At 69.9% G+C, this 18,066-nt stretch carries 17 protein-coding genes and 3 pseudogenes; 11 read left to right on the top strand and 9 right to left on the bottom strand.

The window, feature by feature from the left end:
* Positions 1-20: 20 nt before the first annotated feature.
* The 3 genes from ACH4NX_RS36790 to ACH4NX_RS36780 all read left to right on the top strand — a co-directional run bounded on the left by ACH4NX_RS36790 (position 21) and on the right by ACH4NX_RS36780 (position 3,206).
* Positions 21-1,454, top strand: a complete 1,434-nt coding sequence (locus ACH4NX_RS36790) for an NAD-dependent malic enzyme (RefSeq protein ID WP_398130211.1) — start codon at positions 21-23, stop codon at positions 1,452-1,454.
* A 68-nt stretch (positions 1,455-1,522) separates the two neighbouring features.
* A complete protein-coding gene (locus ACH4NX_RS36785; RefSeq protein WP_398130210.1) occupies positions 1,523-2,377 on the top strand; it encodes a fumarylacetoacetate hydrolase family protein in 855 nt (284 codons plus the stop codon).
* A gap of 331 nt (positions 2,378-2,708) precedes the next feature.
* Positions 2,709-3,206 (top strand): hypothetical protein, encoded by a 498-nt coding sequence (locus ACH4NX_RS36780; protein ID WP_398130209.1) that lies wholly within the window; start codon positions 2,709-2,711, stop codon positions 3,204-3,206.
* 56 nt (positions 3,207-3,262) lie between these two features.
* Here the strand turns inward: ACH4NX_RS36780 and ACH4NX_RS36775 are convergent.
* Positions 3,263-3,373: pseudogene (locus ACH4NX_RS36775) on the bottom strand (3-oxoadipate enol-lactone hydrolase); the annotation flags it as partial.
* Between the two features lie 24 nt (positions 3,374-3,397).
* Between ACH4NX_RS36775 and ACH4NX_RS36770 the strand changes: the two are divergent.
* Positions 3,398-3,646: pseudogene (locus ACH4NX_RS36770) on the top strand (TraM recognition domain-containing protein); the annotation flags it as partial.
* Here the strand turns inward: ACH4NX_RS36770 and ACH4NX_RS36765 are convergent.
* Positions 3,594-3,839, bottom strand: coding sequence for a hypothetical protein (locus tag ACH4NX_RS36765; RefSeq protein WP_398130229.1), 246 nt, complete (start codon positions 3,837-3,839; stop codon positions 3,594-3,596). The pseudogene ACH4NX_RS36770 and the gene ACH4NX_RS36765 sit on opposite strands and share 53 nt — an antisense overlap.
* 232 nt (positions 3,840-4,071) lie before the next feature.
* Between ACH4NX_RS36765 and ACH4NX_RS36760 the strand changes: the two genes are divergently transcribed.
* Positions 4,072-4,695, top strand: a complete 624-nt coding sequence (locus ACH4NX_RS36760; RefSeq protein WP_398130208.1) for a class I SAM-dependent methyltransferase — start codon at positions 4,072-4,074, stop codon at positions 4,693-4,695.
* A 794-nt stretch (positions 4,696-5,489) separates the two neighbouring features.
* Here ACH4NX_RS36760 and ACH4NX_RS36755 read toward each other — a convergent pair.
* From ACH4NX_RS36755 to ACH4NX_RS36745, 3 genes are all read right to left on the bottom strand, one after another.
* Positions 5,490-6,164 (bottom strand): hypothetical protein, encoded by a 675-nt coding sequence (locus ACH4NX_RS36755; RefSeq protein WP_398130207.1) that lies wholly within the window; start codon positions 6,162-6,164, stop codon positions 5,490-5,492.
* Between the two features lie 184 nt (positions 6,165-6,348).
* On the bottom strand, positions 6,349-6,927 hold the full coding sequence (locus ACH4NX_RS36750) for a dienelactone hydrolase family protein (RefSeq protein WP_351400815.1): 579 nt from the start codon (positions 6,925-6,927) through the stop codon (positions 6,349-6,351).
* A 90-nt stretch (positions 6,928-7,017) separates the two neighbouring features.
* On the bottom strand, positions 7,018-7,218 hold the full coding sequence (locus ACH4NX_RS36745) for a hypothetical protein (RefSeq protein WP_351400816.1): 201 nt from the start codon (positions 7,216-7,218) through the stop codon (positions 7,018-7,020).
* Between the two features lie 735 nt (positions 7,219-7,953).
* Between ACH4NX_RS36745 and ACH4NX_RS36740 the strand changes: the two genes are divergently transcribed.
* The 4 genes from ACH4NX_RS36740 (at position 7,954) to ACH4NX_RS36725 (ending at position 13,043) form a co-directional block, all read left to right on the top strand.
* The gene (locus ACH4NX_RS36740; protein WP_398130206.1) at positions 7,954-10,167 is read left to right on the top strand and encodes an MMPL family transporter; all 2,214 of its coding nucleotides are present in this window, start codon (positions 7,954-7,956) and stop codon (positions 10,165-10,167) included.
* An 88-nt stretch (positions 10,168-10,255) separates the two neighbouring features.
* Positions 10,256-11,497: a sensor histidine kinase gene (locus ACH4NX_RS36735; protein WP_398130205.1), complete on the top strand. Its 1,242-nt coding sequence runs from the start codon at positions 10,256-10,258 to the stop codon at positions 11,495-11,497.
* Positions 11,494-12,159, top strand: a complete 666-nt coding sequence (locus tag ACH4NX_RS36730; protein ID WP_351400819.1) for a response regulator transcription factor — start codon at positions 11,494-11,496, stop codon at positions 12,157-12,159. Before ACH4NX_RS36735 ends, ACH4NX_RS36730 begins: the two co-directional genes overlap by 4 nt.
* Positions 12,160-12,689: 530 nt before the next feature.
* Positions 12,690-13,043, top strand: coding sequence for a hypothetical protein (locus ACH4NX_RS36725; RefSeq protein WP_398130204.1), 354 nt, complete (start codon positions 12,690-12,692; stop codon positions 13,041-13,043).
* A gap of 332 nt (positions 13,044-13,375) precedes the next feature.
* Here ACH4NX_RS36725 and ACH4NX_RS36720 read toward each other — a convergent pair whose 3' ends face one another.
* A complete protein-coding gene (locus tag ACH4NX_RS36720) occupies positions 13,376-13,969 on the bottom strand; it encodes a TetR family transcriptional regulator (RefSeq protein WP_398130203.1) in 594 nt (197 codons plus the stop codon).
* Between the two features lie 63 nt (positions 13,970-14,032).
* Between ACH4NX_RS36720 and ACH4NX_RS36715 the strand changes: the two genes are divergently transcribed.
* Together ACH4NX_RS36715 and ACH4NX_RS36710 are read left to right on the top strand one after the other, a co-directional pair.
* A complete protein-coding gene (locus tag ACH4NX_RS36715) occupies positions 14,033-14,926 on the top strand; it encodes an SDR family NAD(P)-dependent oxidoreductase (RefSeq protein ID WP_398130202.1) in 894 nt (297 codons plus the stop codon).
* 29 nt (positions 14,927-14,955) lie between these two features.
* Positions 14,956-15,477 (top strand): annotated as a pseudogene (locus ACH4NX_RS36710) (helix-turn-helix domain-containing protein); the annotation flags it as partial.
* An 11-nt stretch (positions 15,478-15,488) separates the two neighbouring features.
* Here the strand turns inward: ACH4NX_RS36710 and ACH4NX_RS36705 are convergent.
* The 3 genes from ACH4NX_RS36705 to ACH4NX_RS36695 are packed head-to-tail and all read right to left on the bottom strand — an operon-like array spanning position 15,489 to position 17,967.
* Complete coding sequence (locus ACH4NX_RS36705; RefSeq protein WP_351400824.1) at positions 15,489-16,160, bottom strand: response regulator transcription factor; 672 nt, start codon at positions 16,158-16,160, stop codon at positions 15,489-15,491.
* Positions 16,157-17,287 (bottom strand): sensor histidine kinase, encoded by a 1,131-nt coding sequence (locus ACH4NX_RS36700; protein ID WP_398130201.1) that lies wholly within the window; start codon positions 17,285-17,287, stop codon positions 16,157-16,159. The genes ACH4NX_RS36705 and ACH4NX_RS36700 overlap by 4 nt, the downstream gene beginning before the upstream one ends.
* 26 nt (positions 17,288-17,313) lie before the next feature.
* Positions 17,314-17,967 carry a hypothetical protein gene (locus tag ACH4NX_RS36695; protein WP_351400827.1) on the bottom strand — a complete coding sequence of 218 codons (654 nt, stop codon included), beginning with the start codon at positions 17,965-17,967 and terminating at the stop codon, positions 17,314-17,316.
* Positions 17,968-18,066: the final 99 nt, after the last annotated feature.

Below are 18,066 nucleotides of genomic sequence, written 5' to 3'. Positions count from 1 at the left end.
AGAAGATGAGGACAGTCCGCATGAGCGCGCCCAGCGTCTCCTACTCGATCACCGTCCGGCTCGAAGTGCCCGCGGGCGGCAGTGCCGTCTCACAGCTGACGGCCACCATGGAGGCGCTGGGCGGCTCGGTCACCGCCCTCGACGTGATCCACTCCGATGCCGACCGCCTGGGCATCGACGTCACCCTCTCGGCCTCCTCCACCTCGCACGCCGACGAGATCGTCGAGCGGCTGCGCGGCATCGAGGGCGTGACCCTGGGCAAGGTCTCCGACCGTACCTTCCTGATGCACCTCGGCGGCAAGATCGAGATGGCGTCGAAGCACCCCATCCGCAACCGCGACGACCTCTCCATGGTCTACACGCCCGGTGTCGCCCGCGTCTGCATGGCGATCGCCGAGAACCCCGAGGACGCCCGCCGCCTCACCATCAAGCGCAACTCCGTCGCGGTCGTGACCGACGGCTCCGCCGTGCTGGGACTCGGCAACATCGGCCCCAAGGCCGCGCTGCCGGTCATGGAGGGCAAGGCGGCCCTGTTCAAGCGCTTCGCCGGCATCGACGCCTGGCCGCTGTGCCTGGACACCCAGGACACCGACGCGATCGTCGAGATCGTCAAGGCCATCGCCCCGGGCTTCGCCGGCATCAACCTCGAGGACATCTCCGCGCCCCGCTGCTTCGAGATCGAGGCCCGGCTGCGCGAGGCCCTGGACATCCCGGTCTTCCACGACGACCAGCACGGCACCGCGATCGTCGTCCTCGCCGCGCTGACCAACGCCCTGCGCGTGGTCGACAAGCCCATCGACAACGTACGGGTCGTCATGTCCGGCGCCGGCGCGGCCGGTACGGCCATCCTGAAGCTGCTGCTCGCCGCGGGCGTGAAGAACGCCGTCGTCGCCGACATCCACGGCGTCGTGCACGCCGGCCGCACCGACCTGGTCGACGCCGCCCCGGAGTCGGCGCTGCGCTGGATCGCCGACAACACCAACCCCGAGGGCCTCACCGGCACCCTCAAGGAGGCCGTGCACGGCGCGGACGTCTTCATCGGCGTCTCGGCCCCCAACGTCCTGGACGGCGACGACGTGGCCGCCATGGCGGACGGCGCGATCGTGTTCGCGCTCGCGAACCCGGACCCCGAGGTCGACCCGGCGGTCGCCCGGCAGACCGCGGCGGTCGTCGCCACCGGCCGCTCCGACTTCCCGAACCAGATCAACAACGTGCTGGTCTTCCCGGGCGTCTTCCGCGGTCTGCTGGACGCCCAGTCCCGCACGGTCAACACCGAGATGATGCTCGCCGCCGCGCACGCCCTGGCGGACGTGGTGACCGAGGACGAGATCAACCCGAACTACATCATCCCCAGCGTCTTCAACGACAAGGTCGCCGGTGCCGTCGCGGGCGCCGTGCGGGAGGCGGCCACGGCCGCCGGCGCGACGGCACCCAACTCCCCCTCCGCCCGCTGACCTACCTTCCGCGCCGCAGGCCGGGCACCGTGGTGCCCGGCCTGCGGCGGCCGTCGAAAGACCTCCCCATGCAGCTGATGCGTATCGGCCCGTCCGGCCATGAGCGGCCCGTCGTCAGGGTCGACGAACACACCTACGTCGATGTCTCCGACCTGGTCGAGGACTACAACCAGGCGTTCTTCGCAGCCGGCGGCCCCCGTCTCCTGGAGGAAGCCGTCGCCGCCCGCCGCGCATCCGGAGCGACCCACCGCTTCGTCACCGAACGGATCGGCGCCCCCATCGCCCGCCCCCACCAGATCCTCGGCGTCGGAGCCAACTACCGCAGCCCCGGCGCACACGCCCCGCCTCCCCGGGAACCGCTCGTCTTCTCCAAGGCACCCAACTCACTGTGCGGGCCGCACGACCCCATCTGTATCCCGCGGGGCTCCACGCAGACTGATTGGGAAGTCGAACTGGGTATCGTCATCGGCACCCGCAGTCTCTACCTGGCCGACGACGACGCGGCCACCGCGGCCATCGCCGGATACGTCCTCGTCAACGACATCACCGAGCGCTCCTTCCAGAAGGAACGCGGAGGCCAGTGGCTCAAAGGCAAGTCCGCCCCCACGTTCACCCCCTGCGGCCCCTGGCTGGCCACGCCCGACGATCTCGGCGACACCTCAGACCTGCGCCTGTGGCTGGACCACAACGGCACACGCCGCCAGGACGGCACCACTGCGGACATCATCTTCAGCCCGGCTCACATCATCCGCCATCTGAGCCAGTTCATGGTCCTGGAGCCCGGGGACCTGATCAACACCGGCACCCCGTTCGGCGCGGGCAAAGACCTCACCCCACCGCAGTACCTCTCCCCCGGTGACACCCTCACCTGCGGCGGGGACGGACTGGGCAGCCAGCACCAGACCGTCACAGCAGCTCCCTGACCGAACCGGTCAGTCCACGGCCACGCGCAGTCCGAGCGCGATGAGCACCGTCCCGGTGGTCCTCACCTGGTGCGACAGGTCGGCATGAAGGCCACCATGACCGTCGGCCTGCTCCTGCTGAGCGCCGGCCTGTTCATCATCTCCCGGCTCGACGTCGGCTCCGGTTACCTGCCGTTCCTTGGTGGACTCATCCTGGTGGGCTTCGACATCGGCCTGTCCGGAGCCGTGGGCACCTCTGCCATCACCGGCTCACTCGGCCGCGGCCAGCAGGGAGTCGCCTCCGCGATGAACGACACCACACGGGAGGTCGGCGGCCGTCGGCATCCCCCTCATGGGCTCGATCTACGGCAGCCGCTACCGCTCCAACCTGCACGACGCCCTCGACCAGCTCCCCGCCGAAGCCGCACGCGACTCCGCCGCGGCGGGCCTTCACGTCGCCGATCAGCTCGGCACCCGGGGCGCGGCCCTGACAGACGGCATCAGGTCCGCCTTCATGGACGGCCTGTCCACCTCGCTCATCGCCGTCAGCGCCGGCACGCCACTGGGCCTGCCCGGTTACCCCACGGGCCGCATCGTCCCTCTATGGCTGCGATCGCAAATCCAGCGTCCCCGAGAACAGCGCTGGAAGACAAACCGCATGACGATCCGAACGCATTACGCGTGCACGCACAGTCAACTGCACGGCAATGCCTCACCGGAGCGCTCCGGTGAGGCTTCGTCTCATGGCTCCGGGCAGAGGCCCACCAAGGATGCTCCCCAGCGAAGCCTCGATCCATCACCGGCGCTGTCACGCGTCTGTCACCAACTACGCCGACGCCCCGGACCGTGACGCCCTGACCTGCTGCAACGCACCCATTATGGACTGACGTGGACGCCCATAGACGGTCTCTCCAACCTGTGCCATGTGGTACCCAGTGAGGGACCGAGGATCAGGACAGGTGCGTCTTCTGGCCCGTCAAAGCGGTATTGCAGGGTGTTCGGCGGTGCCTCACTCACGCCCCAGACCCTCTCACGTCTCGCCTCCAGTCCTACCGCCAGGGCCAGAAGGTCTGGGGAGACGCGGGCATGGACGCCATGTGGTCCGCCTCGACCGTCAAGGTCATCGGCTCCGGCATCGACGACGCCGACTTCGCGGACAAGCTCAGCCGCTTGATCGGCGACCACGACGTGGAGACCACGTCCACCTCGCACTCGGAGTCCGGGAAGTCGACCTCGGTCAGCACGCGCCAGGAACGCGGGCCCCACGCGGGTCGGGCTGCCGGCCTGCCGCCCAGGCGGCTGCCCGCCGCTTTTCGAACTCGTCCTTGAGGTGACCCCAGGTCCTGTGAAGGGACGCGCGGGAGATGCCCGCCTCGCGGGCGAGCGTCTTGACGTCGCAGGCGCCGCCGGGCGGGATCTGACCGGCCAGCAGCCGGTCGAGGGCCGCACGGATGCGCCGCTCGATCTCTCCGAGAACCCGCATGGACCGCTCGTGCTCGGCCCGCAGCCGGTCCTTCTCCGCCGGCGGGACCCGAGGGCTGGCCAGCAGGACGACGCCGTTGTCGGCCGTGGTCTGCCAGACGGAACGGTGAACGATGTGGTGGGCGGCCTGCGGGCAGCGGGAGCTGTCACGCAGCCCGGTCAGCGGAGCTGCGGCGGACCTGTCTGAATGCCTGCGGATCTGACCCTCGGGGCCTGCTCGCTAGTCTGTGCGAGTGATCGATCCGAAGCCTCTTGCCAGTACCGCCGGCTATGGCGAAGCCGCCGACGCCCTCGTCGAGCAGTACGAGAGCGTCTCCTTCGCCGACGTCCACCGCGACGTACTGCACCTGTTCCCCTCTCAGCCCAGCGCGATCCTTGACATCGGCGCAGGCAGTGGCCGCGATGCCGCCGCGCTGGCTGGCCAGGGGCATGTGGTCGTCGCCGCTGAGCCCACTGCGGAACTTCGTGCCCTGGGTCAACAGGTCCATGCCGACCGGGACATCGAATGGGTCGACGATTCGCTGCCCGAAATGAGGATGCTTCGCAGTCGCGGCCGACGTTTCAGCCTGATTCTTCTGACGGCCGTGTGGATGCATCTGGACGGACTGCAGCGGTCGTTGGCGATGGAGGGCATCACCGACATGCTTGCCTCCGAGGGGCGCGTAGTCCTCTCCCTGCGGCACGGACCCGTCCCTGCCGGGCGGCGGATGTTCAACGTTTCGGCGCACGAGACGATCGAGCTCGCCCGTGGCCATGGTCTGAGCGTTGTGCACCTCAGCGAGCGCGAAGATCCGCATGGTCGGCAAGGTGTGCACTGGAGCTACTTGGGATTGCAACAGGGGGCTGCCACCGGCTGACGAGGCCCGCGACACGGGGCGTCATCTCATGGTCAGCGTGCTCCGTTTGGCTGGGTGCGGCGGGCGACGTCAGCGGCGTAGGCGGCCCAGTCGCCGGCGGACGCCTTCTGCCACTGGACGGCGACTTGGATGTGGATGCCGAGCATGCGGGCCAGGATCGCGGCCGGGACCTCTTCGGCGAGGGCGAACAGGGGCCGTTGACCGGGCCCGGCCTGGTTGGACCCCGAGGGCGATTAGCTGTAGGCCGAGTCGGTCGGCGCTGACGTGTTGGCCGGGGCGTTGGCCTGGAAACAGCCAGGGCGTCTGGTCGGCGTGTCCGATCACTGTGTAGGGGCGGCGTGTTGTCATCAGGTCGAGAACCAGTGCGGCGAGCGGTTCGGGCAGGACGGTCGGGGAGGTGCCCAGCTGGATCGAAATCCGGCCGTTCGCCTCTGTGACTTGATCGACGGTGAGGGTGCTGATCGTGCTGAGCCGTTGGGCGTAGAAGAGCAGGAGTAGTCCGGCGACCCGGTCGGCCGTGGTCAGCGTGGCGTCGTGGAGGAGCCTGCGGGCGTCGTCCCACCGGCCCTCGAAGCCGTGGGGGCCGACGGGGCCCTGTCAGCGCTCGGCGCCGAAGGTCAGCCCTTTGGCCAGCCGGTTCTTGGTCGCCCAGCGTCCCGGTAGCTGAGGTCCTCGCCTGCTTTCCACTGGTCCAGGTCCGGCTGGGTGGCCCTGCCCGCACGACGAAAGGCTCCCCCACGACCGCAGACACCCCACGTGCCGCAACCCGTCACGAGGCCGGCAGCGGCAGGCGATCACACCGCCGCGTAGCTTGCCCGGAACAGAACCTGCGCCCGCTCCACGTCCCTGAGCGGACGCAGCCGCACCTCCAGATCACCCGTCCCATGGTGACCGAGACCGGACACGTCCCGAGTGAAGCCCGGAACAAGGTCGACGTCCCCCGGGTCGACCTTCAGGTAGACCAGCAGCTTGCTGCGCTGCGGCGGGCACACGCAGGCGAGGTTCCGCAGCCGCTGATACGCCCGGCAGGTCTTGCGCTCCACCCGGTTCACGCCGTCCCGGAGCCCAAGCAGGACCTCGTCGACCGCACCCGCCAACTCGCGCATCGCCACCCCCTGGACATCAACCGCCGCCCGGTCGACCGCCCCGCGCCGCGCCCGGCGGGACACCTGCGTGCCCCCGCTCACGGAGGCCACGGTCTCAAGCCCGAGCAGGTCCCTGCCGAAGAGTCGGTAGCGAACCAGGTCGATCGACCTCCGGTGCTCGCGCACGGCATGCACGTCGTAGCGGGTGAAGTCGCCGGCGACGCAGATCAGGCGCGGTCCGCTCCACAGGACCTGGGACGCGGCCGTCACCCCGAGCCGGTCGCGGACCAGGTGCTCGAACTCCGCCCGGTGGTCCATCAGCCACGAGAGGTGGAACAGCCCCTGGTTGACGACGCCGGCGTCGACACCGCGCTTGTATTCCACTTTACCGACCGCAGGAGCTCGTGAACCGGCTCTGAAGTGCGACGACTCATGGACTACATGTCCGCGACGGGGAGTTGGGGTCGTTGCTGTAACTCGCCTGGGTGGTCTCATGGGACGGCCCGTCCACCGGGACGGTGGACGGGCCGCGAGGTCGTCAGCCGGACAGGATCAGGTTGTTGATCCCCTACTTGATGCGGTCTAGGAAGCCGAGCACCCGATGGTTGACCTGCTTTGCGGCCTGTTCGTCGTAGGACGAGAGGCTGCTGTCGGTGACCAGGTGCCTGTCGCCGGGGTAGATGAACAGCTCGGCATCCGTCGCCGTCTCGACGAGCGCGCGGGCGGCGTCCACGTCGCCCTCCCCGGCGAAGAACGGATCTGCGTCCACGCCGTGGATCTGGACCGGGACGTCCTGGGGCCAGGCGCCGCCGAACTCCGAGATCGGGACGCATGCCTCGAGCAGCAGTGCGCCCTTTGCGCCGGGGCGGGTCTGGGCCAGCTTCTGCGCTGGCAGGACGCCGAGCGAGAACCCGATGTAGACGAGCTCTGCGGGCAGCCCCTCGGCGGCGGCGGTTCCCCGCGCGGTGATCGTGTCGAACCCGGTGTTCTCGGCGTAGCCGGCGCCCTCCTCGAGGCTTTCGAACACCTGCCCCTCGTATAGGTCCGGGGCGTGGACGGTGTGTCCGGCCCGTCGCAGCCGCTCGGCGAACTCGCGAACGCCGGCGGTCAGCCCGTGTCCATGGTGGAAGACCAGCACCTCAGCCATGTCGCTCCCCTGGTGCTGCGGTGCCCGGGCGGCGCCGCGGCACGAGTATGGCCCGCGGCGCTGACATCCGCGGGCTTCGGCCGGGCAGGATCAGGTCGGTGATCCCGGTTCGGTGAGGCGGGCTTCGAGGTCGGCGACTCGCCGGTCTTGGAAGCGCAGGTTCGAGCGGGCGGCCTTCAGTCGCTCGTCGAGGGTGCGGTTGCCGGTGGTGAGTTGCCGGGCGCGTTGCTTGAGTGTGGTGTTCTCGGTGGTGATCCGGTGAATGGCCTCTTGGGTCCATTCTGCTTCCACGTCGCGGATCTGGCCGAGGAGTGCACCAATGCGGGCGCGTTGGGTGAAGATCTCGGTGTGGGCGGCCTTGAGGGCGTCCTCGGCGTTCAGGGCACGTTCGCGCCAGGTCGCCTCGCGTTCGTCGTCCTGTTCAGCGAGTGTGCGGGGTTGGTGTTCGCCCGCCTGCGTCTTCGCTGCGGCGACCGCGGCTCGGGCCTCGACGTTGTCGTAGAGGAAGCGGCGGGAGACGTCCGCTCGGCGGGCGACGGCGGCGACGCTGGCCTGGGCCTTCTCGCGTCGGAGTCGGATGATGGCCCCGTGGACCCGCTTCAGGGCGGTCTCGGCGCCGCGGCGGCGATGTCAGCGGCGCGAACAGGCTGTCCGTCAAGGCGCTCCAGACTGTGCCTTGCGCTGCGCCCGCGGACGAGGAACGCCGGCGCCCGGTTTACACCTTCGACGGTCAGGAACCGTCCCCACTGGCGACACGTCCGGTGAGCCACGATGCGTACTGGGGTCCTCCTCACGCCGTGGCCGCTGCACGCCCGTAGCGGCATGACCGCCGGTGCCGTTCCCGGGGGCCAGGAACTCTGCCCCGCGACCTGAGGCTGACCCGCTCTCGTCCCCGGGTGGGACCCGCGGAGGGCGTAGTACTGCGGATTCAGTACCGTGCGGTGTCGGCAGCCGGACGACGACAGGACACCCCCCTCTTCAGGAGTCTGGAGGCACCTTCGAGACTCGGATGTGGAGACCCCCCCCGTGGCTGCTTTTCTGTATCGAATGGGCCGCTTGGCGTTCAGGCGACGCTGGGCCATTGCCCTTGCCTGGGCCGCCGTGCTGGCCGCCGTAGGACTCGCCGGCATGACCGCGCCGGAGGCGGAGGAGGAACCCTTCTCCATGCCGGGGATCGAATCGCAGGAAGCCTTTGACCTGATGGAGCAGCGGTTCCCCGGCGCCGCAGCCGACGGCGCCACCGCCCGCGTCGTCTTCGTCTCGCCGAACGGCGAGAAAGTCACCGCCACTGAGAACAAGAAGGCCGTCGAGGCCGCGATAGCCGAACTCGGGGACGGCACGCAGGTCGCGAGCACCGTCGACCCGTACGAGTCCGGCGCGGTCAGCGAGGACGGCTCCACCGCGTACACGACCGTGACCTACAAGGTCGACGCCGCCGGACTCACCGACGCCAGCCGCAGTCACCTGGACGAGTCGCTCGAGCACGCCCGTGACTCCGGGCTCACCGTCGAGGCAGGCGGCGACGCCATGCAGGAGATGGGCGGACCCAGCGGCACCGCCGAGGCGATCGGCATCTCCGTCGCCGCAGTCGTCCTGCTGATCACCTTCGGCTCGCTGGCCGCAGCCGGACTCCCGCTGCTCACCGCGCTCATCGGCGTCGGAATCAGCCTGTTCGCCCTCACGGCCCTGGCCGGTCCGCTGGGCCTGACCGACACCACCAGCACCGTGGCGATCATGCTGGGCCTGGCCGTCGGCATCGACTACGCCCTGTTCATCGTCTTCCGCTACCGCGAGGAGCGCGCCAAGGGGCGGACGCCCCAGGAGGCCGTCGCCTTCGCCACCGGCACCGCGGGCTCCGCCGTGGTCTTCGCCGGGCTCACCGTCGTCATCGCGCTCGCCGGTCTCTCCGTCGTCGGCATCCCGATGCTGACCGAGATGGGCCTGGGCGCGGCGGGCGCGGTCGTCGTCGGCGTCCTCATCGCGCTGACCCTGGTCCCGGCCTTCCTCGGCTTCTGGCCCAACGCCGTACTGACCCGCAAGGACCGCAAGGCCCGCCGAGCGGGCGGTACGCCGCAGGGGACGCGCAAGGTCAACGGCGGCACCCGCTGGGCGAGCTTCGTGCTGCGCCGCCCGCTGCCCGTGCTGCTCGCCGCCGTCGCGGGCCTCGGCGCCCTGGCGCTGCCGATGACCGACCTCCAGCTCGGTATGCCCGGCGACGAGGCCATGTCCACGGAGACCACCCAGCGGCGGGCCTACGACGCGCTCGCCGAGGGCTTCGGCCCCGGCTTCAACGGCCCGTTGACCGTGGTCGTGGACGCCAAGGACGCCGGCGACCCGAAGGCCGCGGCCGGGACCGTCTCCGAGCGCATCGGTGGCACCGAGGGCGTGGTGTCGGTGTCCCCGGCCCAGTTCAACGAATCCGGTGACACGGCCGTCTTCTCCGTCGTCCCCACCACCGCGCCGACCGACCAGGAGACCAAGGACCTGGTCAACACCATCCGCGGCGACCGGTCCGTCATCGAGTCCGAGGCCGGGGCGACCTTCGAGGTCACCGGCACTACCGCGATGAACATCGACCTCTCCGAGAAGGTGCAGTCCGCGCTGGTTCCGTACCTGCTCGTGGTGGTCGGGCTCGCCGTGATCCTGCTGCTGGTGGTCTTCCGCTCGATCCTCGTCCCGCTGAAGGCGGCCGTCGGCTTCCTGCTCTCGGTGCTCGCCTCGCTCGGCGCGGTGGTCGTGGTCTTCCAACAGGGCCACGGCGCCGACCTTCTGGGCGTGGAGACCACCGGCCCCATCATGAGCCTGATGCCGATCTTCCTGGTGGGCATCGTCTTCGGCCTCGCCATGGACTACGAGGTTTTCCTGGTCTCGCGGATGCGCGAGGCGTACGTCCACGGCGAGCGGCCCGCCCAGGCCGTGACCTCCGGATTCCAGCACAGCGCCCGGGTCGTCGTGGCCGCCGCGCTGATCATGATCGCGGTGTTCTCCGGGTTCATCGGGGACAGCGACGCCATGATCAAGATGATCGGCTTCGGCCTCGCGTCGGCCGTCCTGCTCGACGCCTTCGTGGTCCGGATGGCGATCGTCCCCGCCGTCCTCGCCCTGCTCGGCGAGCGGGCCTGGTGGCTGCCGAAGTGGCTGGACCGTATCCTGCCCCGGGTCGACGTGGAGGGCCAGGCCCTGACCCGCCCGACCGAGCCCGAGGCGGAACCGGCCGAGAAGGACCTCGCCCGCGCCTGACCGGGTGCGCAGGAGCCGCCCGGGGGCGACCCGGGCGGCTTCGCATCGTCCACCATGGACGCCAGCCCCCCCACCGAGAGAGCCGACCATGAGCAGCAGCCTGGAGCGCTACACCGAGCGCTTGGAGCAGTACGCGTCGCGCTTCTCGCGCTTTCCCCGCTTCCTGGACGTGACGATGGTGCTGGCCCTCATCGGCTGCGCCTTCTTCGGCACCCACCTCAGCCTCCCCGGCGTCAACCGCCCGGACACGGGGAAGTCGCTGGAGATCATGCTCGGCCTGTCCTGCTTCGTCCTGCTGAAGTACCGCACCCACACCCGCACCGTCGTGGTCGTGGTCGCCGGGGTCACCATCGCCGCGATCGCGCGCGGCTACCTGCTCACCCCGATGCTGCTGGCCCCGCTGCTCTCCGCGATGTACTGGCTGGCCGTCCTGTGCGACCGCCGGACCGTTCGCCTGTACGCGCTCGCCGTCACGGTGGCCCTGCTGACCGTGAACCTGTTCTCCGACGGCATGCGCGACCTCTCCCCGGTCCTGACCGTGATCGGCCCGGTGTTCTGGATGGCCCTGCCGCTCGTCGGCGGCAGCCTGGCCCGGCTGCGCGGCGACTACCTGGAAGCGGTCAAGGCCCGCGCCGAGCACGCCGAACACACCCGGGAGGAGGAGGCCCGGCTGCGGGTCACCGAGGAGCGCATGCGCATCGCCCGCGAGCTGCACGACGTCGTAGCCCACCACCTGGCCCTCGCCAACGCCCAGGCCGGCACCGCCGCCCACCTCTCGCGCAGCAACCCCGAGCAGAGCCGGAAGATCCTCGAGGACCTCACCGGCACCACTTCCTCGGCGCTGCGCGAGCTGAAGGCCACCCTGGGCCTGCTGCGCCAGGACGACCGGCCCAAGGGCGAGGGCCTGGAACCGGCGCCGGGGCTCGCCCGCCTTCCCGAGCTGATCGACTCCTACCGCTCGGCGGGCCTGGAAGTCGTCGTCCACCAGGAGGGCGTGCGCCGCCCGCTGACGCCGGGCGTGGACCTGACCGCGTACCGGATCGTGCAGGAAGCCCTCACCAACGTCGCCAAGCACGCCCCCGAACGCGCCGCCCACGTCGGCTTCACCTACGCCGACTCCCGGCTGCTCATCACCGTCAGCAACGACGGTCCGGCCACCGCCACCGCCGTCAACGGGACGTCCGGCGGTTTCGGGTTGCGGGGCATGCGGGAGCGCGCCCAGACCATCGGCGGCGACCTGTGCGCGGGCCCTCGCCCCGAGGGCGGCTTCGAGGTCACCACCGCGCTGCCGCTGCAACCGTCCGCCGCCGTCGAAGGAGAGTCTCCATGACCGTGAAGTTGCTGCTCGCGGACGACCAGGCCCTGCTGCGGGCCACGTTCCGCATCCTGATCGACTCCTGCCCGGACATGGAGGTCGTCGGGGAGGCGTCCGACGGGGCGGAGGCGCTGGAGCTGGCCCGTACCCACCACCCGGACGTGGTGCTCATGGACATCCGCATGCCCGGGACGGACGGCCTGTCCGGCACCGCGGCGATCTGCGCCGATCCGGAGCTGGCGACCACCCGGGTGCTGATCCTGACCACCTTCGAGACCGAGGACTACGTCGCCCAGGCGCTGCGGGCCGGGGCCAGCGGCTTCCTCGGCAAGGACGTCACCGCGGACGCCCTGCTGGCCGGCATCCGCACGGTGGCCTCCGGGGAGGCACTGCTCTCCCCCGGCGCCACCCGCACCCTGATCACCCGCTTCCTCACCTCCCCGGCCCCCGGCACCCACCTGGCGCCCCCGGAACGGCTCGCCGACCTCACCGGGCGGGAACGGGAAGTGATGGCGCTGGCGGCCGAGGGCAAGTCCAACGCGGAGATCGCCGAGCTGCTGGTGGTCAGCCCGCTGACGGTACGGACGCACATCCACCGCGCGATGACGAAACTCAACGCCCGCGACCGGGCACAGCTCGTCGTCATCGCGTACCAGACGGGCCTGGTGCAGGCGTGAGGAGACAACGGGCCCGCCGAGGCATAGGAGCTCCAATTCACCTGATGGGGGCCCAGGCTGACGGCTCGTCGGCGGCCGGACCTGTCTGACGTCTCCCCGCAGACAATCCCCGATCCTCTGTGGGACGGCCGATCACGCGGACGACGCGATCGGCAGCGCCCTCGAAGAGCTGGGGGGCGAGGCGGCGGTCAACACCTGGAACGCACGCCGGGCGCCGGGGAAGGCCAAGGGCGCCCGGGCGCGTACCCGGCGCCGCGGTGCGGTGCGCGAGCCAGAACTTGCGGGACAGCCATTTGCTGATGATGTTGGCGGTGCCGTCGGCGTCGCGCTGATCATGGCTTTGCCCCCTCGTCGACGCACTCCCCCGCGGTCACGATCCAGACCCCAGCCGTCAGCATCCGCGGACGGGGCCGGGCCAGAGAAGCCGCCTACCACCTGCACGAAGGGCACGGTGTCTGAGTACAAGCGTCGGCCAGACCACGGATGCCCGATGCCGCGCGGTGGTCCTTGTGCACCCGGGCGCCCGGCTCATGGCGCAGGCGCAGCCCGTGCTGGAATCCGGCCGGAGGATGAGAATCCTCTGGAGCCCGAAAACGGATGACCTGCCGCTGGCAGTCGACGTCCTGGAAGAAGTCGACGGCCTGGGAGCGGTAACGGAGCTGTTCGTGACCCGATCGGTCGACGGAAAACAAAAAGCTGAAATCGACAGGATCCGCCGGCTCGGCACAGTAGTACGTACCCGACGGATCCAGAAGAACGACGTTCTGACCAAGGTCACAGCGGCTCGGCGGCGATTCTATGTGTGCACAGGTCCCGGCCTGAGGAGGTCGGTCCTGGAATGGACGGCAGGGGAGTATGTGCAGTTCGAGAAGTTCGACTACTGACGTAGACCCGGCCAACCTTCCCCGGAACCCGTCCGCGGGGTGGGTGAGGCCAGTTGGCGCCTCGCCTTGACCCATCCCGGGGACACCGCAGGTCCCATGCTCGAAACAGAAAGGCAGAGCTGAAATGACTGCGTCGTCGCCGCGGCCGGGAGCCCGAATCGTGGGCGTAGGCCACTACCAGCCCCCGCGGGTGGTGAGCAACGACGAGAGCGCGCGCATGGTCGATACCAACGACGAATGGATCAGACAGCGCGTCGGGATCGTCAGTCGGCGCTTCGCGGACACCCTCCCCCGCGCTGCGGGGGGCAGGACGTCGGTGACGGGGAGGCGGGTCACACCTGCCGCTGGCTGGGATCAACGTGGACCTGATTGAACCCCTGGTCCAGCAGGGCTGGACGGTCCGCGTTCCCGTCCGATCGGGCCCACTGGCTGGATACAGCGTCGAGCACAGCCGTGGCGGCGTTGGTGAGCAGATCCGCGGTGTACGGGTCGAGGTCGGTCCCTGGCCGTTCTTGGAGCGCGTCGCTGACTCGCCTGCGCCATTCGGTTCTGCGTTGGTGGAGTCGCCCGGCCAGTGCGGGCGTTGCCTCGACCAGGCGGATGGTTGCGAGCGCCTGCTCACTGGCGTGAATCTCTTCCTGCCAAGCCCGCAGGACCTGGTGCAGGCACTCCCACGGCCCTTCGCCCGCTGGTCGCATTGCGATGTCGGCGACGACACTCTCTCCAGTGAAGTCGATGCCGTCGAAGACAACGTCTTCCTTGGTCGGGAAGTAACGGAAGAAGCTGCGCTTGGTCATGCCGGCCGCTCGGGCGATGTCCTCGACGGTCGTCTCGCCGAAGCCCTGGCGGGCGAACAGGTCGATGGCCACCTTGGCGAGCTCCGCCCGCACTGCTCGGCGGGTGCGTTCGCGCAGTCCCTCTTGCATGCACCCAGTCTACTTTGCATCATTCGATGACTATCATGTCACCAAGTGACAGGTGCGAACGGGGTGGTGTCAGTGGAAGGCAAGACCGTCCTGGTGACCGGCAGCACGGGTGGCATCGGCAAGGAGACCGCACGGCAGTTGACCGCGCTCGGCGCGAGCGTGATCCTCGTCGGACGGGATAAGCGCCGCGCCGACGCGGCCGTGGCGGAACTTCGTCACACCAGCGGGAACGACGACGTCACGGCGATCACGGCCGACATGTCCCGGCTGCGCGACGTCCGTCGCCTCGCCCAGGAGGCCAGCGGCCGGGCCGGCGGCGTGGTGGACGTGCTGATCAACAACGCCGGAGCGACCCGATCCCACCGCGAGGTGACCGAGGACGGCGTCGAGACCGCGTTCGCGGTCAACGTGGTCGCGCCGTTCTGCCTCACCCACTGGCTGTTGCCGGCCCTGACCGCGTCCGGGCAGGCCCGGGTCATCAACATCACCGGCGGCATCCCCCGGGGGCAGATCGACCTCAACAACCTGCAGGGCGAGAAGTCCTATGTCGGGCTGTCGTTCTACAACCAGACCAAGCTGGCGCAGATGGCGATGAGCTACCGCTTCGCCCAGGAACTTGCGGCCACACCGGTGACGCTGAACGTCGCCTACCCCGGACACGCCTACACCTCGATGAACAAGAACCTCACCGTCGGCACCTATCCGCCATTGGCTCGCCCGATCGTCCCGTTGCTGCGGCTGGCGATGCCCGTCGTCTACGGCCGCCGGGCGCTGCTGAGGGCCACGCGCTCCAGCGTGTACCTCGCCTCCAGCCCCGAGGAGCGCACAACGAACGGCGCCTACTTCAACAGCAAGGCCAAGCGGACCCCGTGGCCCGATGCCGTCCTGGACGACACCACCCGCAACACCATCTGGGAGCTGTGCGAGATGCAGCGCGACCGTCCGACCACGGCGTAACGCTGGCACCGACGAGAATGGATGTGCTCATGGTGCATCGCAACGCCCCGCTGAGCCCCGAGAGGCGGCGCCGCCTGATCGCTCGGTGTCGGACCCGACCGATCGCTCACGTAGCAGCCGAGACGGGAAACTCGCGTGCGTGCGCGTCCAAGTGGGTCAACCGATGGCGGCGATATGGCGAGGCCGGGCTTCAGGACCGCTCCTCGACGCCGCACAGCAGCCCGACCGCGACGCCGCCCGAGGTGGCCCAACAGGTCGAGGCATGGCGGCGTGAGCACCAGTGGTCCGCCCGACGGATCACGTACGAACTCGCCGACCTGGGCATCGTCATCGACCGACACACGGTCGGCCGGCACCTGAGCCGACTCGGGCTGGGCCGGCGACGGTTCGTCGACCCCAGCGGCGGCACCAACCGCAGACGCGGCAAGATCATTGCCCGCTGGCCCGTCGCACATGGTCCACCGGTGAAGAAGGTGGGCCGGATCCCCGACGGCGGAGGGTGGCGGATCCACGGCCGAAACAGCGACCAGGCCAAGGTGACGACGCGGGCGAACCCCGCAACTCAGCCCCCCGGGCTGCCCGCGTCGCGGACGAGGAGGGCGATCTGCACCCGGTTGGACAGGCCGAGTTTGGTGAGCGACCGGCTCACGTGGACCTTGACGGTGGTCTCCGCCATCCCTAGCTCACGGGCGACCTCCGCGTTGGCCAGCCCGCGGGCAACCGCGCCGACGACCCTTCGCTCGCGGTCGGTCAGGACCGACAGACGCTGCCTGGCTGCGACGAAGTCGGCGGAGTGCTGTCCGGCGTAGGCATCGATCAGACGCCTCGTGACTGTCGGTGCGAGCATCGCGCTGCCCTCGGCGACCGCGCGGACGGCGGCGATGAGGTCGCGCGGTGCGGTGTCCTTCAACAGGAACCCAGCGGCCCTGGCGCGGAGGGCACCGTGGACGTACTCGTCGCGGTCGAAGGTCGTCAGCATGATCACGGCCGGCGGGTCGGGCAGCCGGTTGATCTCCGTGAGCGCGCCCACGCCGTCGATGCCGGGCATACGTACATCCATCAGGACGACGTGCGGTCGGTGGCGCGCGACCGCGTCGACGGCAGCGGTTCCGGAATCGGCCTCGGCGACCACCTCGATGTTCCCGGCGGCTTCGAGGATCATGCGCAGGCCGGTCCGGACGAGGGCTTCGTCGTCGACTACCAGAGTGCGGATGGGGCGGGAGGTCCGGGTCATGTCGGCAGTCTCGCAGTGACAGCGAATCCTCCAGCGGGTTCGGGGGCAGCCGCGAACTGCCCGCCGAGGAGTTCGACGCGCTCCCGCAGCCCCACGAGCCCCAGGCCGCTGCCGGGCAGCGGAGGAGCGGGAACGTGCACTGTGGTATTCGTGACGGTGACCTCCAACGCCGACGGCAGGTGCCGTACCGCCACCCGGACCGTGGGCCGGACGGCGTGCTTGTGGACATTGGTGAGCGCTTCCTGAACGACCCGGTAGGCGGTGTGCTCGACCATTGCGGGGACGTCGCGCACAGTGCCCTCGTCCTGCCGCTCGACGGGGATACCCGCCGACCTGGACTGCTCCAGCAGCCGTTCGAGGTCGGCGAGCGTCGGCTGCGGCAGGAACGGCTCGGCTGCCTCCACTTCCGTCAAGACACCCAGGACGGAGCGGAGTTGAGCGAGCGCCTCCCTTCCCGTGGTGCGAATGAGCTCCGCCTCCTGCGCGGCCCTCTCGTCGGTGGTGCTGATCTCCAGGGCTCCGGCGCGCAGCACCATCAGGGAGACGCGGTGGGCCACGACGTCGTGCATGTCGCGGGCGATGCGGGCACGTTCCTGCGCTCGGGCCCGCTCGGTCCGTACGGCCTGCTCCCGCTCCAGCCGTTCAGCCCGCTCGCGCAGCCCGGCCACCACCTGCGCCCGGGCACCCTGCCACAACCCGCCCACGACGGGCAGCCAGACGAACAGCGCCACACCGCCAAGCGCCGACACCGCCTCGACTCCCGGCCGGGGCACCGCCACCAGCAGGCTCGCGGCCACCGTGAGGAGCACCAGGTGACGAGGCCGCCGGTACGAGGTCGCGGCCACATAGGAGGCCACCGATACCAGTAGTCCCGGCGGCCTGACCACAGAGTCGACGCCTGCGAGCAGAAACAGCAGCCCCGGCCGCTCCGGCGCGGTCCGGGCCGCCACCGCCGCCAGCAGCCCCGCCACCGCGGCCACGACCGGGCCGGGCACCGAGGCGAGCACCGGCCATGCGGGTCCGTACGGACCGGGCAGCGCGGCCGGAAAGAACGCGCTGCCGAACGCGACGACGGGAAGCAGCCAGGCTCGCAGCCGACGACGGACCGGACTACTCGGTCTCGCCAACGCCCCTGTCGTGCATGATGGTTGTGTCACCAGCTCAGGATCCTCAACGGCCTGGCACCGGCCGCGAGCACCCCCTGGCTGCGCAGCTCAGGCACGGTGTCCCGGAGCACTCGGATGCCGAGGGGGACGAACACCGCGCACAGACCAACGGACAGGACGACGTCGAGAAGCCCGCTCTCCTTGAGCGCGCCGGTCCACAGCGATCCCGCGAGGAGGAACAGCACCAGCCGCCCCGTACCGAAGGTTCCCGACCAAAAAGCCCCGATGGCGAGCACCGCCGTGCCGGCGTACAGGGCGAAAGCGGCCGTGATGGGCACCCGCAGGGGCCCGTAGGACATGTCCGTGTAGTCGGCCATCACCAACTGGGTGGCCCGCTCCAGCCCCAGCTGTTCGATCAGCTGGAAGGCGGTGTGGTCCACCCCGGCCCAGTACAGGCGGCAGAACAGGCCGATCACGACGAGCGTGCCGCCGGTGCAGGCGAGTCTCGGGGCGCGCACGGCGACGATCCCGGCGAGGGTGACGAAGGCGATACACAGCAGGACGGCGCCTGCGGCGAAGCATCCGTAGCCCGCGACGGTCAGGCCGGGGCGGGCCTGGAAGGCAGCGAGCTGGCCGTAGGCCGGGAACGGCCGGCTGTCGTACCACGCCAACTGCTCCGGCGTGAAACCCGCCGTGCGCACGGCTAGGTAGCGCAGGAGCAGCCCGACGCACCAGACGACGGGAGCAAGGACGCAAGCCGTCCCACCGATGAAGCGCCCGGGGAACCAGATTCTGCGGGG

This window comes from Streptomyces sp. NPDC017225, from assembly GCF_044331465.1.
Taxonomy (GTDB): domain Bacteria; phylum Actinomycetota; class Actinomycetes; order Streptomycetales; family Streptomycetaceae; genus Streptomyces.
Note: the sequence above shows the minus strand (reverse complement) of the source record. Positions and strands in the feature narration are given on the sequence as shown.